The sequence below is a fragment of the Corticibacter populi genome (assembly GCF_004217315.1).
Taxonomy (GTDB): domain Bacteria; phylum Pseudomonadota; class Gammaproteobacteria; order Burkholderiales; family Burkholderiaceae_C; genus Lampropedia; species Lampropedia populi.
In genome coordinates, this window is sequence record NZ_SGWR01000001.1 from 223,802 (window position 1) to 237,205 (window position 13,404).

The following is a 13,404-nucleotide window of genomic DNA, read 5'->3' on the forward strand; positions in this document are numbered from 1 at the left end:
TTGTCGGGAACCGTTGCCGCGCGCCGGTGCTCCGTTAGACTGCCTTGAGAGATTGACAGTCAACCCCGTGCACATGGAAAGGCTTTGATGGCTTCAGGAGGTCACCCGGATTCGCCGCGGCCACAGGCTGGTGCCCGCGATGAGAGCCATGTCGCAGCCTCCGCGAGGCCTGCCTGGCATGCCGATTCGGTGGCCCAGGCCTGCCAGCAACTGCAGGTGGACGCGCAGCAGCTCGCCGCAGGCCTGGCGCAGGATGAGGCGCGGCAGCGCCTGCAGCAATACGGCCCCAACCGGCTGGCACCACCCAAGCGCCGCAGCGCCTGGTTGCGTTTCGTGCTGCAGTTCCACAACATCCTGCTTTACGTGATGATGGTGGCGGCGCTGGTGACGGCGCTGCTGGGACACTGGGTCGACACCGGCGTGCTGTTGGCGGCGGTGCTGGTCAATGCCATCATTGGTTTCATCCAGGAGGGCAAGGCCGAGGCCGCGCTGGATGCCATCCGCGGCATGCTGTCGCTGCAGGCCATGGTGGTCCGCGACGGCCAGCGGCAGGTGATCGACGCCGAGGCGCTGGTGCCAGGCGATCTGGTGCTGCTGGCCTCGGGCGACCGCGTGCCGGCCGATCTGCGCCTGGTCGCCGTGACCGAGCTGCGCGTGGAAGAAGCGGCACTGACGGGCGAGTCGCTGCCCGTCGAGAAACAGACGGAGGCGGTGCCAGCCGATGCCTCGCTGGGAGACCGCAGTGACATGGCTTTCTCCGGCACCCTGGTCGTCTATGGGCAGGCCCGCGGACTGGTGGTCGGCACCGGCAGCCAGACCGAGCTGGGCCACATCAACACCATGCTCTCCAACGTCGACGTGGCCACCACGCCGCTGCTGCGGCAGATCAATGGGTTTGGCCACAAGCTGGCGCTGGTCATCCTGGTGATGGCCGTGCTGACCTTTGTGCTGGGCACCTGGCTGCGCGGCATACCGGCGACGGAGATGTTCCTGATGGTGGTGGCCCTGGTGGCTTCGGCCATTCCCGAGGGGCTGCCGGCCATCATGACCGTGACACTGGCGCTGGGGGTGCAACGCATGGCGCGGCGCAAGGCCATCGTGCGGCGCCTGCCCGCCGTGGAAGCGTTGGGCGCGGTGACGGTGATCTGCTCGGACAAGACCGGCACGCTCACGCGCAACGAGATGACGGTGCAGCGCGTGGTCTGCGCCGATGCGCGCTATGTGGTCGAAGGCGCGGGCTATGCGCCCGAGGGGCGCTTCCGGCTCGGCGAGACCAGGGTTGACCCGGCCGATGCGGCATCCGCTCCGGTGCTGGCGCAGGCCATTCGCGCCGGCGTGCTGTGCAACGACGCGCGCATGCGCTTGCTGGACGATGGCCAGTGGCAGGTCGATGGCGATCCGACCGAAGGCGCGCTGCTGGTGCTGGGCAGCAAGGCCGAGGCCGTGGGCATGCAGCAGGCGGATGCGCGCACGACACACGTGGCACAGGAAGTTCCCTTCAGCCAGGACGCCCTGGCCGAATGCTGGCCGCGCGTGGACGTGATCCCGTTCGAGTCGGAACACCGCTTCATGGCCACGCTGCACCACGCCGTACCCGCCGGGGTTGGCGAGGGTGCGCCCCACTGGATCTGCGTCAAGGGTGCGCCCGAAGTCATTCTCGACTTCTGCGCCACCCAGTTGACGGCGCAGGGCCCCGCGCCGCTGGACGTGGACTACTGGCGCCGCATGGCCACCGACCTGGCCGCACAAGGCCTGCGCGTGCTGGCGCTGGCCGGCAAGCCCGGCGGCGCTGCGGGGGCCAAGCTGACCCATGCCGACGTGCGGCAGGGCTGCACGCTGCTGGCACTGGTGGGTATCGTCGATCCGCCGCGCGGCGAGGCCGTGGTGGCGGTGCGCGAATGCCACGATGCCGGCATCCGCGTCAAGATGATCACCGGCGACCATGCCGAGACTGCCCGCGCCATCGGCGCGCAACTGGGCATCGGCGTGGGCAAACCCGCGCTCACCGGCGCCGAGGTGGCCTTGCTCGACAACGCCGCGCTGCGCCGCACGGCCGGCGAGATCGACGTGTTCGCCCGTGCCAGCCCCGAGCAGAAGCTGCGGCTGGTGCAGGCGCTGCAGGACAACGGCCAGGTGGTCGCCATGACCGGCGATGGCGTCAACGACGCCCCAGCGCTCAAGCGCGCCGACGTGGGCGTGGCCATGGGCCTCAAGGGCACCGAAGCCGCCAAGGAGGCTGGTGACATCGTGTTGGCCGACGACAATTTCGCCACCATCGCGCATGCGGTGGAGGAGGGCCGGGCGGTCTACGACAACCTGCGCAAGTTCATCCTCTTCATGCTGCCCACCAATGGCGGCGAGGCGCTGATCGTCATTGCCGCCATCCTGTTCCAGCTCACGCTGCCGCTGACGGCTGCGCAGGTGCTGTGGATCAACATGGTCACATCCAGCGCACTGGGGCTGGCACTGGCCTTCGAGAAGGCCGAGCCCGGCATCATGGATCGGCCGCCGCGCCCGCCAGGCCAGCCGCTGCTCGACGGCCTGGCGGTCTGGCGCATCGTGCTGATCTCCATGACCATGATGGCGGGCGCGCTTGGCCTTTTCCTCTGGGAATTGCAGCATGGCGTCTCCGTCGAAGTGGCGCGCACCATGGCTGTCAACAGCGTGGTGCTGGCCGAGATGTTCTACCTGCTCAACAGTCGCCACATCACCGACAGTGTGCTCAGCCGCGAAGGTCTTTTGGGCAACCCATATGTGCTTCTGTCGATCGCGGCATGCGTTCCGCTGCAACTGGCCTTCACCTACTGGCCGGTGATGCAGACCCTGATGGGCTCGGCCGCGCTCGATGGCTTGCAGTGGCTCAAGGTGCTGGCTGCCGGCAGCCTGGTGTTCTTCGTGGCCGAACTGGACAAGCTGGCGTGGCGCCGGGCGAAGACAGTTGAAGGAGGCGAGACGGCCGGTAGGTGAGGAGGCCCCCTACGCCGCCGATGCCCTGCACGCCAAGATCGCGCAGCACCTGCAGCGATGTGACGCAGTTGTGCATCCGGTCTGCAGGGGGCGTTGATATTGACAATTGTTCATCAGCTTGCCTGCTTCCATTTGTCAAGTTTGTTGCAAACTTCTGCGGCTTAGATCGTGTCTCCTGCCAGTGGTGCACGGTTTGGAGATCACAGCGATGGTTGTTAAGCCATCGAGAAAGATGAGCCGATGACGAACTACCTGCCCCGGGCCCCTCAGCTGGAAACAACGGGAACTGCCCCTTCAAGCCCTTCTCGATCCGGGCGATTCACCACTCTCGGGAAGCGACTCCTTTCAACATGGGGCCCAACTGCCCTGGTTGCCGCGTTGGTGTCCGTTCCCTCCCTGTCACAAGCGCAGATCGTGGTGAATGAAACCTTCACCACTGGCAGCGCGGCTGGGTGGACTTTTCTGGGTGCGGCGGCGCTGACCGGCAATGGCACGACCGATCCCGTGGGCGATGGGTGGCTGCGCCTGACGCCCTATGTGGGCAACCAGGCAGGGCTGGCGGCCTATACCGGAGGCACCCCCTTTACCTCCGCCAACGGTGTTCTGGTTGAGCTTGAATATGCCAGTTGGGGCAGCACGTTGAATGCCGGTGCCGATGGCCTGTCCGTCTTTCTGTATGACGCGACGAAGGACATGGATGGAGTCAGGCCCGGCGGATCGCTGGGCTATTGCTGGGGGGCAGGGGGCTATCTGGGCATCGGCCTGGATGAATGGGGCAATTTCACCAGCACCGACGATTTCAACAGGTGTTCGAGCGTGAGCGGGGATGGCGTTGGCACCGGTCGCCATCCGCAACGGGTGGTCATCCGCGGCCCGCTCAGAAGCGATGGGACGGGCAATCCTTATGTGACCAGCGTGGTGGTCAGCCCCAATGTGGATGAAAACAGTACGACGCGCCCGGCCATCAGGCGCAGGGTCCGTTTTTCGCTGGTTCCGAATGGACTGGGCGGTTACCGGGTCTCGGTTGCCTATGGCTACAGCGATGCGAGCAGTCTCGCTGACGTCATTACGCTGCAGAACTTCAATTACGTCGCGCCCAGCCAGTTGCGCCTCGGGTTCGCCGCATCCACCGGGGCGAATATCAACTACCATGAAGTTCGCAACGTCACGATCAGGACGCCTGCGGATGTGCGCGTGACGAAGACCGTGGATGCCCCGCAGGTGCTGCGCGGGCGGAATGTGAGCTACACCGTTGTCGTGTCGAACCAGGACATCAACCCCACCGATGCCGGCAATCAGAGTCCCGACATCATCGGACCGACGCATACCCCCGCCATCAATGACGATGTTCCTTCCGCATTGGAGAGTGGCACGGTCACGTGGACCTGTGTCGCCAGTACCGGTTCGACTTGCCCTGCGGATTCCGGCACGGGCAGCCTGAGCGGGCTCACCAACTACACGTTGGCCTCGGGCGGCACGCTGACCTTCACGATCACCGGACGCGTGGCCACCACCAACAGCTGTGGGGCGACCGTGGTGAACACGGCCAGTGCGATCTTTCCGGCGACCAGTGGCTTCGCCGACATGAACCCGGATGACAACAGCGCCAGCGCCAGTTTCGAGGTGATCTGCCCAACCGTGCAGATTCGGAAAATCAGCACAGACGGGGTCGGAACCTTCAGCTTCCAGGGCTCCAACGGCATTGCCAGCCATGTCATTACCACAGTCACGGCTGGCGCGGCTGCGGCAGGCAACGTGCAGACGCTGCTGGAAGCTGGCACGGCCACCACCATCACCGAAGATGAGCCGCCGGCTGGTTTCGTGCTCGACAGCGCCAGTTGCTCCAACCTGGGCAGTGATGGTGCCACGGATGGTGTGGCCACGTTTGATGCGGGCACCCGAACCATCACGCTGGACGCGGCCGCCACCATTCAGGCCAATGGCAATCCGATCGTCTGTACCTTCACCAACCGCATCAGGTCTGCCGACCTGTCCCTCCAGAAGACGGTCAATGGTGGTGACAGCATCGATGCAAGCGCGGGCTCCACCGTCGATTTCACCATCGTGGTCCGGAATGGCGGGCCCGACGACGCCGATGGTGCGGTCGTTGCCGATCCGGCCGTCTCGGGCCTGGCCTGTTCCGCTGCAAGCTGTTCATCGACCGATACCGCTCTGGCCGCCTGTCCAGGCGCCACGGGAGCCGCCTTGGTCAGCGCCTTGCAAACGGGGGTGGCCATCACGCCGTTCAGGAATGGGGGCGAACTGAGCTTCTCGTTGACCTGTACGGTGGAATGACGGGCATGTGGCACCCGGGACGGTCCGGGGCAGGCCGCCTGGCGGCCTGTTCCGGGTGACCCGGGATTGCACTCCCGGAGTGCACTCCCCATTCACTCTCCGGGCGACAGCGTGCGCCTGCGGTTGAGAATGTAGGCGACCGCCAGCATCACGAACCACAGCGGTGTCACCGCCAGGGCGATGGCCGTGTCGGGCCGCTGCGACATGGCCCACAGCACGAAGGCGAAGAACAGGAACACCAGCGCCACCGAGAACAGCCCGCCGGGCAGCTTGAATGTGGACTGTGCGTGCAGCTCGGGGCGCTTGCGGCGGTATTGCACGTAGGAGGCCAGGATGATGGACCAGACGAAGATGAACAGCAGCGCCGAGATGGTGGTCACCACCGTGAAGGCCTCGATGATGCTCTTGCCGGCATAGAGCAGCGCCACGCCCGAGAGCAGGAACACGCAGGAGAAGAACAGTGCGTTGACGGGGACCTGGCGGCGGCTGAGCCTGCCGAAGGCGGCCGGCGCCTGGCGCGTGAGGGCCAGGCCGAAGACGATGCGCGAGGTCGAGTAGATGCCCGAGTTGGCGCTGGAAGCTGCCGAGGTCAGCACCACGAAGTTGACCACGCTGGCGGCAATGCCCAGGCCGGCGAGGGCGAACATGGCGACAAAGGGGCTGTTGGCGGGATCGATGCGGTTCCAGGGCATCACCGTCATGATGACGAACAACGCCCCCAGGTAGAACAGCACGACGCGGATCGGGATCGAGTTGATGGCCTTGGGCAGGTTGCGTTCGGGGTTCTGGGTCTCGGCGGCGGCGGTACCCACCAGCTCGATGCCGACGAAGGCAAACACGGCGATCTGGAAGCCCGCGACGAAGCCCATGAAGCCGTTGGGAAAGAAGCCGCCATGCGCCCACAGGTGCGAGACCGAAGCGGGTGTGCCGTCCGGCAGGGCGAAGCGGCTGGCAAGCATCCAGCCCCCCACCAGGATCAGCGCGATGATGGCAACGATCTTGATGAGCGCGAACCAGAATTCGATCTCGCCGAAGTTGCGCACCGAGGGCAGATTCAGCACCAGCAGCAGCACGATCAGGCCCAGCGCAGGAATCCACGGCGCCAGCTGCGGGAACCAGAATTCGACGTAGCCGGCCACCGCCACGACGTCTGCCACGCCGGTGACGATCCAGCACAGCCAGTAGGTCCAGCCGGTGAAGAACTTGGCCCAGGGACCGAGCAGGTCGCCGGCGAAATCGGCGAAGGTGTGGTAGTCGAGGTTGGAGAGCAGCAGCTCGCCGAGGGCCCGCATCACGAAGAACAGCATGCAGCCGATGACGGCGTAGACCAGCAGGATGGAGGGGCCGGCCAGCGAGATGGTCTTGCCCGAGCCCATGAAGAGGCCGGTGCCGATGGCACCACCGATGGCAATGAGCTGCAGGTGACGGTTGCTGAGGTTGCGCGCAAGACGCGTGTCGGGCGCGCCTGTGGTGGAGGCTGGGGAGGAAGGCATAAGCTCGAAGGCTGGCCGAAAGGCCTGCCGTGGGTGGAGAAAAACACAAAGGACGGGCGCATCGAGGCCGCTGTGTGCATGGGCCGCACGGCTTTCCGGCGCCGTTCCTGTGGATGCAGGCAATGGCATGGAAAGGGTTTGGCACCGAAATGGCGCAAGATGCCGGGTTGCCTGATTATGGTGCGAAAAGTACCGCACCAATGTGGGGTGGCATGTGGCGACGAGGTGCGGCATTGCCTGCCGTGAAAACGGTGGATGCAGTACAGTGGCAGATTGCCTCCGAGCCCGCGCAGCCCCTGTGCCAGATGCCATGACCGATACCCTCGTCGCCAGTTCAGACCCCGCCGCCGAACCCCAGCAGAAAGGCCGCTTCGTCACCTATGACGGTTCGCCGTTCCAGCTCTACCAGCCCTATCCGCCGGCCGGCGACCAGCCCGCCGCCATCGATGCGCTGGTCGAGGGCGTGGAGGACGGCGAGGTGTTCCAGACCCTGCTGGGCGTGACCGGTTCGGGCAAAACCTTCACCATGGCCAATGTGATCGCGCGGCTGGGCCGCCCGGCCATCGTGTTCGCGCCCAACAAGACGCTCGCCGCGCAGCTCTACAGCGAGTTCCGCGAGTTCTTTCCGAAGAACGCGGTGGAGTACTTCGTCAGCTATTACGACTACTACCAGCCCGAAGCCTATGTGCCCCAGCGCGATCTCTTCATCGAGAAGGACAGCGCCATCAACGAGCACATCGAGCAGATGCGCCTGTCGGCCACCAAGAGCGTGCTCGAGCGTCGCGACGTGGTGATTGTCGCCACCGTCTCGGCCATCTACGGCATCGGCGCCCCCGAGGACTACACCGAGATGCGCTTCATCCTGCGTCCGGGCGATCAGGTCAACCAGCGCGACGCCATCGCGCAGCTGGTGCGCATGCAGTACACCCGCAGCGACATGGACCTGGCGCGCGGCACCTTCCGGGTGCGCGGCGACACCATCGACGTGTTCCCGTCCGAGCACTCGGACCTGGCGCTGCGCATCGAGCTTTTCGATGACGAGATCGAGAGTCTGCACCTGTTCGATCCGCTCACCGGCCGGGTGATCCAGAAGGTGCTGCGCTTCGCCGTTTATCCAAGCAGCCACTACGCCACGCCACGCGACAAGGTGATGCGCGCCGTCGAGACCATCAAGGAGGAGTTGCGCGAGCGCCTGGCCGAGCTGACGGCTGCCGGCAAGCTGGTGGAGGCGCAGCGGCTGGAGCAGCGCACCCGCTTCGACCTGGAGATGCTCAGCGAGGTGGGCCACTGCAAGGGCATCGAGAACTACAGCCGCCACCTCTCGGGCGCGCGGCCGGGCGATCCGCCGCCGACGCTCACCAACTACCTGCCGCCCGATGCGCTGATGTTCCTCGACGAGAGCCACCAGATGATCGGCCAGCTCAACGCCATGTACAACGGCGACCGCGCGCGCAAGCAGACGCTGGTGGAGTATGGCTTCAGGCTGCCCTCGGCGCTGGACAACCGGCCGCTCAAGTTCGAAGAGTTCGAGCGGCGCATGCGGCAGGTGATCTTCGTCTCGGCCACGCCGGCGGCCTATGAGCAGACGCATGCCAGCAATGTGGTCGAGCAGATCGTGCGGCCTACCGGCCTGGTCGACCCGGAGGTCGAGGTGCGCCCGGCCACGCATCAGGTCGACGACGTGCTGCAGGAAATCCGCAACCGCACCGAGCAGGGCGACCGCGTACTCATCACCACCCTGACCAAGCGCATGGCCGAGCAGCTCACCGAATACCTTGGCGAGAACGGCGTCAAGGTGCGCTACCTGCACAGTGACGTCGATACCGTCGAGCGCGTCGAGATCATCCGCGACCTGCGCCTGGGCGCCTTCGACGTGCTGGTGGGCATCAACCTGCTGCGCGAGGGCCTGGACATTCCCGAAGTGTCGCTGGTGGCCATTCTCGATGCCGACAAGGAAGGCTTTCTGCGCGCCGAGCGAAGCCTGATCCAGACCATTGGCCGCGCCGCCCGCAACGTGCGTGGCAAAGCCATCCTGTACGCCGACCGCATCACCGATTCGATGCGGCGGGCCATGGACGAAACCCTGCGCCGCCGCGAGAAGCAGATTGCCCACAACCTGGAGCACGGCATCACGCCGCGCACCATCCAAAAGGAAGTGCGCGACCTCATCGACGGGGTCTACAGCGAGAAGGCCACCAGGGACATGGAGGTCAAGGCGGCGCAGGCCGCCTACCAGGCCGAGCTGCTGGAGATGAGCGAGAAAGAGGCTTCGCGCGAGATCAAGCGGCTGGAGAAACAGATGCTCGAACATGCCCGCAACCTGGAGTTCGAGCAGGCCGCGCAGCTGCGCGACAAGCTGCAGCAACTCAAGGCGCGGCTGTTCGGCGCAGGCGGCGCGTGAACCGATTCTGGGACCAGTAGGCCGGCATGCCATCGCAGCACAGCAGTCCGCAGAACATCTACGACGACCCGGTCTTCCATGCCGGCTACAAGGCGCTGCGCCAACAGGACACGGGACTCAATGGCGCACTGGAGGTGCCGGCCCTGCTGGCACAGCTGCCGGATCTCTGTGGCCTCGCCGTGCTTGATCTCGGTTGCGGTTTTGGCGATTTTGCGCGCCATGCGCGGACCCGTGGCGCAGCGGGCGTTGTCGCCGTGGACGTCTCGGCCAGCATGCTGGCCGAGGCGCGGCGCCTGAGAACCTGTTGACGATCTTTTCGCGGGCCACGTTGCCCCGGCAGGCGATGCGATGCAAGGCGCAAACCGCAGTCGGGCCGGTGGCCCGGCGAGGATTTGTCACACCGCAGCGCGCGCCTGCCGGGGCAACCCGAAGGGCTGGAGGTCAAAAATGCACAGGGCGGCGTTGCCCGCCTTGCCCAGACACCCAGTCTGGGCGGCGACGGGCGTCTTGCCCACCGCATTTTTGACCTCCTGCGTGACCCACGAAAAGATCGTCAACAGGTTCTGAGTGACGATCCGGGCATCCGCTATGTCCATCAGTCGATCGAGGACCTTCAATCCGAGGATGCGGCTTTCGACCTGGTCGTCTCATCCATGGCCTTGCACTATGTCGATGACTACGCCGCGGTGGTTCGCAAGGTTTTCGCCGCGCTGAGGCCCGGCGGCCGCTTCGTCTTCTCGGTCGAGCATCCGGTCTGCACCGCCCATCCCGCCGGCTGGGTCCGCAACGCGCAGGGCGAAGCGTTGTACTGGCCGCTTGACGACTACCAGCGGCAGGGCCGACGCAGCACGGCCTGGTTCGTCGATGGTGTCGTGAAGTTCCACCGCACGGTGGAGCACTACGTCAATACGCTGATCGAGAGGGGTTTTCGCCTGGAGCACCTGGGCGAGCCCCGGCCATTGCCGGCCTGCTTGGCCGAGCGACCGGCACTGCAGGAAACCATGCGCCGGCCGCCGGTCCTGCTGCTGGCGGCGTGCCGATAGGAAGGCAGGGGCGCGGCAGCGCAGCGGCTGGCGCCCGGGGAAACCCCGTCACATGCATGTCCGAAAACGGCCAGCGCGGCTGCGGGCCCGGTGGTAATCTGCCGTCATGCACGCCACCGAACCCCGACACCAGCCGCTTGACCCGCAGCTTTGCGAACAAGCCCGCCTGAGCCGTGATGCGCGTTTCGATGGCGTCTTCTTCACGGCGGTGACCAGCACCGGCATTTACTGCCGCCCGGTGTGCCCGGCGCCGGTACCCAGGCGCGCCAATGTGCGCTACTACCCCACGGCTGCCGCCGCCGAGGAGGCAGGCTTTCGGCCCTGCCTGCGCTGCCGGCCCGAACTCTCGCCCCAGGACGGCCATTGGCATCGGGGCGATTCGGCGCTGGCGCGCGCGCTCAAGTTGCTGGACGGCGGTTTTCTGGATGCGCATTCCGTGACCGAACTGGCTGGACGTGTCCACCTGGGCGAGCGGCAATTGCGCCGGCTGTTCGTCGAGCGGCTGGGAGCGCCGCCGTTGCGCGTGGCCAGTACCCGGCGCCTGCTGTTTGCCAAGCAGTTGCTGACCGAGACGCGGCTGCCCATCACCGAGGTGGCGCTGGCCAGCGGCTTTGGCAGCCTGCGGCGCTTCAATGCCGCGGTGCAGGGCAGTTGGCGGATGCCGCCAGGGCGCATGCGCCGGCGCGGCGGGACGCAGGGAATCGAGGCCGCCGGCGCGCAGGGGAGTGCGCTGGTGCTGCGCATGGCCTACCGGCCCCCTTACGATTTTGCCGGCGTGCTGGATTTTCTGCGGGCGCGGGCGGTGACCGGCGTCGAGCGGGTCGGGCCGGACAGTTACTGCCGCACAATCGATACGGGCGTGGCTGCGGATGCCGAACCCGTCTGGTTTGCGCTGCGCCCCTGGCCGGGCGGGCAACAGGCCCTCCAGCTCCAGTTGCACGGCCTGGCCGCCGAACAATTACCCGAGGTGGTGCGGCGCATTCGCCGCATGTTCGACCTGGATGCCGACCCGCGCAGCATCCACGCGGTGCTGGCGCAGGATGCGGAGCTGCAGCCGCAAGTGGCGGCGCACCCTGGCCAGCGCATTCCCGGTGGCTGGGACGGTTTCGAGATGGCGGTGCGTGCCGTCCTCGGCCAGCAGGTGAGCGTGGCTGCGGCACGCACGCTGGCCGTGCGGCTGGTGCAGCGCTGGGGCGCGCCGCTGCAGGCGAGTTCCGCAGCGCGCAGCGGTGTGCCAGGGGAAGGTCTCACGCATCGTTTCCCCAGGCCCGAGGTGCTGCGCGATGCGGATTTGACGGCCATTGGCCTGCCAGCCGCCCGCGCCCGCACCATTCGTGCCGTGGCAGGGGCACTGCTGGATGGGCAGCTGGACTTCCGGCCCGATCAGACATTGGAAGCCTTTGTGGAGCGCTGGTGTGCATTGCCGGGCATTGGTCCCTGGACGGCCCATTACATCGCCATGCGCGCGCTCGGGCATCCGGATGCCTTTCCGGCGGGTGATCTGGTGCTGCAGAAAACGTTGGCCGCTGCCGGCGCACGGTTGACCGCAGCCGCGCTGGAAGCGCGCGCACAGGCGTGGCGGCCCTGGCGCGCCTATGCGGTCTTTCATTTGTGGCGGTTGGCGGCAACCAGAGCCAATGCGACAGCCAGCGCCAGGGCGGGTTTGCCGCGCCAGCCCATCCCATCCTTCCCGAATCCGGAGACTCCATGACCATCTTCCACACCGCGATCGACAGCCCGGTCGGTCCATTGCTGCTGGCCGCAGGCGATGCAGGCCTGTGCCTGATCCAGTTTGCCGGCACGCGGCAGCCCCGGTCACTGCCAGCCGACTGGCAGCCGGGCAGTCATGCCGTGCTCGATGCCGCCGCCGCGCAGTTGCGCGCGTATTTCGAAGGGCGCCGCCAGCGTTTTGACCTGCCGCTGGCGCCCCGGGGCACGGAATTCCAGCGGCAGGTCTGGCGGCAACTGGCCACCATCCCCTATGGCCGTACCGTCAGCTACGCCGAACTGGCCGCGCAACTGGGCCGGCCGCGTGCCGTGCGTGCCGTCGGCGCGGCCAATGGCCGCAATCCCCTGCCGATCGTGCTGCCATGCCACCGGGTGATCGGCAGCGACGGCAGTCTGACGGGCTTTGCCGGTGGCCTGGAGACCAAGCGCTGGCTGCTGGCGCTGGAAGATGCGCTGCCCACTGGCAGCAACCTGGCATTGCCATTGGGCACGGCTCCGGCTTTGGGTGCGGGCCGGCCCGATCAGTGTCTGTCGCCGGGCCGGTCCAGACCCTGATCGGCATGTGAGCGCGGGTCTTCGGCCGGTTCGAGGTGGGTGGTGATGTGCAGTCGCGGCAGGGCCTGCTGCAATTCGGCTTCGACGCGCTCGACGAGGTCATGCCCGTGCTGTACCGTCCAGTCACCCGGCACCAGCACATGCACCGAGGCAAAGGCACGCATGCCGGCCTGGCGTGTGCGCAGGGCATGAAAATCGATGCCTTGCGCGCGGTAGCGGCTCAAAACGGCCTCGATGGCCTGCAGGTCCTCATCCGGCAAGGTCTCGTCCATCAGGCCGCCAGCCGAGCGTCGCACCAGTTGAAAGCCGGTCCAGACGATGTTGAGCGCGACTCCGAGTGCCAGCAGCGGATCAAGCCACCACCAGCCCGTTGCCCAGGCGGCGAGCAGGCCGAGCGCCACGCCGGCCGATGTCCAGACATCGGTGAGCAGATGGCGGCCATCGGCCTCCAGCGTGATCGAGTGGTGTTTGCGCGCCGCACGCAGCAAGACCAGCCCGACGGCCAGGTTGACCAGCGACGCCAGCACCGAGACCAGCAGGCCGGGCCCCAGCGCCTGCAAAGCTTGCGGCGCCAGCAGCCGCTGCGCCGCGGCATAGACGATGCCGCCGGCGGCGGCCATGATCAGGAAACCTTCGAAGCCACTGGAGAAGTATTCGGCCTTGCCGTGGCCGAAGGCATGGTCCTCATCGGCCGGACGCGCTGCGATCGAGAGCATCCACAGCGCCATCAGTGCGCCCGCCAGGTTGACCCCCGATTCCATGGCATCGGAGAGCAGGCCGACCGAGCCGGTCAGCCACCAGGCCCAGGTCTTGAGGCCAATCGTCAGCAGCGCTGCGGCCACCGACAGCCAGGCGTAGCGGGTGAGGGCGGGAGCATGCATGGGGTTTCAGCGCTTGCGCTGTCTTGAACAGGTTCTTGGTG

At 66.5% G+C, this 13,404-nt stretch carries 9 protein-coding genes and 1 pseudogene; 7 read left to right on the top strand and 3 right to left on the bottom strand.

Annotated features, from left to right (window positions below; genetic code table 11):
- Nucleotides 1–87: 87 nt before the first annotated feature.
- Nucleotides 88–2,967 carry a cation-transporting P-type ATPase gene (locus EV687_RS00980; protein ID WP_122226022.1) on the top strand — a complete coding sequence of 960 codons (2,880 nt, stop codon included), beginning with the start codon at nucleotides 88–90 and terminating at the stop codon, nucleotides 2,965–2,967.
- 417 nt (nucleotides 2,968–3,384) lie between these two features.
- Nucleotides 3,385–5,262, top strand: a complete 1,878-nt coding sequence (locus EV687_RS00985) for a prealbumin-like fold domain-containing protein (protein ID WP_165392804.1) — start codon at nucleotides 3,385–3,387, stop codon at nucleotides 5,260–5,262.
- A gap of 92 nt (nucleotides 5,263–5,354) precedes the next feature.
- Here EV687_RS00985 and EV687_RS00990 read toward each other — a convergent pair whose 3' ends face one another.
- The gene (locus EV687_RS00990; RefSeq protein ID WP_122226024.1) at nucleotides 5,355–6,755 is read right to left on the bottom strand and encodes an amino acid permease; all 1,401 of its coding nucleotides are present in this window, start codon (nucleotides 6,753–6,755) and stop codon (nucleotides 5,355–5,357) included.
- A gap of 310 nt (nucleotides 6,756–7,065) precedes the next feature.
- Between EV687_RS00990 and uvrB the strand changes: the two genes are divergently transcribed.
- Together uvrB and EV687_RS01000 are read left to right on the top strand one after the other, a co-directional pair.
- Nucleotides 7,066–9,156 (top strand): excinuclease ABC subunit UvrB, encoded by a 2,091-nt coding sequence (gene uvrB, locus EV687_RS00995; protein ID WP_122226025.1) that lies wholly within the window; start codon nucleotides 7,066–7,068, stop codon nucleotides 9,154–9,156.
- A 26-nt stretch (nucleotides 9,157–9,182) separates the two neighbouring features.
- Nucleotides 9,183–9,446, top strand: a pseudogene (locus tag EV687_RS01000) (class I SAM-dependent methyltransferase); the annotation flags it as partial.
- 105 nt (nucleotides 9,447–9,551) lie between these two features.
- Here the strand turns inward: EV687_RS01000 and EV687_RS19080 are convergent.
- Nucleotides 9,552–9,773: a hypothetical protein gene (locus tag EV687_RS19080; RefSeq protein WP_242612519.1), complete on the bottom strand. Its 222-nt coding sequence runs from the start codon at nucleotides 9,771–9,773 to the stop codon at nucleotides 9,552–9,554.
- Between EV687_RS19080 and EV687_RS01005 the strand changes: the two genes are divergently transcribed.
- The 3 genes from EV687_RS01005 to EV687_RS01015 all read left to right on the top strand — a co-directional run bounded on the left by EV687_RS01005 (nucleotide 9,759) and on the right by EV687_RS01015 (nucleotide 12,482).
- Nucleotides 9,759–10,199 carry a methyltransferase domain-containing protein gene (locus EV687_RS01005; RefSeq protein ID WP_242612498.1) on the top strand — a complete coding sequence of 147 codons (441 nt, stop codon included), beginning with the start codon at nucleotides 9,759–9,761 and terminating at the stop codon, nucleotides 10,197–10,199. The two genes, EV687_RS19080 and EV687_RS01005, sit on opposite strands and share 15 nt — an antisense overlap.
- 106 nt (nucleotides 10,200–10,305) lie before the next feature.
- Nucleotides 10,306–11,910, top strand: a complete 1,605-nt coding sequence (locus EV687_RS01010) for a DNA-3-methyladenine glycosylase 2 family protein (RefSeq protein ID WP_122226028.1) — start codon at nucleotides 10,306–10,308, stop codon at nucleotides 11,908–11,910.
- A complete protein-coding gene (locus EV687_RS01015; protein ID WP_122226029.1) occupies nucleotides 11,907–12,482 on the top strand; it encodes a methylated-DNA--[protein]-cysteine S-methyltransferase in 576 nt (191 codons plus the stop codon). The genes EV687_RS01010 and EV687_RS01015 overlap by 4 nt, the downstream gene beginning before the upstream one ends.
- Here the strand turns inward: EV687_RS01015 and EV687_RS01020 are convergent.
- On the bottom strand, nucleotides 12,449–13,363 hold the full coding sequence (locus EV687_RS01020) for a cation diffusion facilitator family transporter (RefSeq protein ID WP_122226030.1): 915 nt from the start codon (nucleotides 13,361–13,363) through the stop codon (nucleotides 12,449–12,451). The two genes, EV687_RS01015 and EV687_RS01020, sit on opposite strands and share 34 nt — an antisense overlap.
- Nucleotides 13,364–13,404: the final 41 nt, after the last annotated feature.

What these genes read in the sequence shown, in the direction of transcription:
- EV687_RS00980 (WP_122226022.1), top strand. Translation starts at nt 88, where the DNA reads ATGGCTTCAGGAGGTCACCCGGATTCGCCGCGGCCACAGGCTGGTGCC.
- EV687_RS00990 (WP_122226024.1), bottom strand. Translation starts at nt 6,755, where the DNA reads ATGCCTTCCTCCCCAGCCTCCACCACAGGCGCGCCCGACACGCGTCTT.
- uvrB (WP_122226025.1), top strand. Translation starts at nt 7,066, where the DNA reads ATGACCGATACCCTCGTCGCCAGTTCAGACCCCGCCGCCGAACCCCAG.
- EV687_RS01010 (WP_122226028.1), top strand. Translation starts at nt 10,306, where the DNA reads ATGCACGCCACCGAACCCCGACACCAGCCGCTTGACCCGCAGCTTTGC.
- EV687_RS01015 (WP_122226029.1), top strand. Translation starts at nt 11,907, where the DNA reads ATGACCATCTTCCACACCGCGATCGACAGCCCGGTCGGTCCATTGCTG.
- EV687_RS01020 (WP_122226030.1), bottom strand. Translation starts at nt 13,363, where the DNA reads ATGCATGCTCCCGCCCTCACCCGCTACGCCTGGCTGTCGGTGGCCGCA.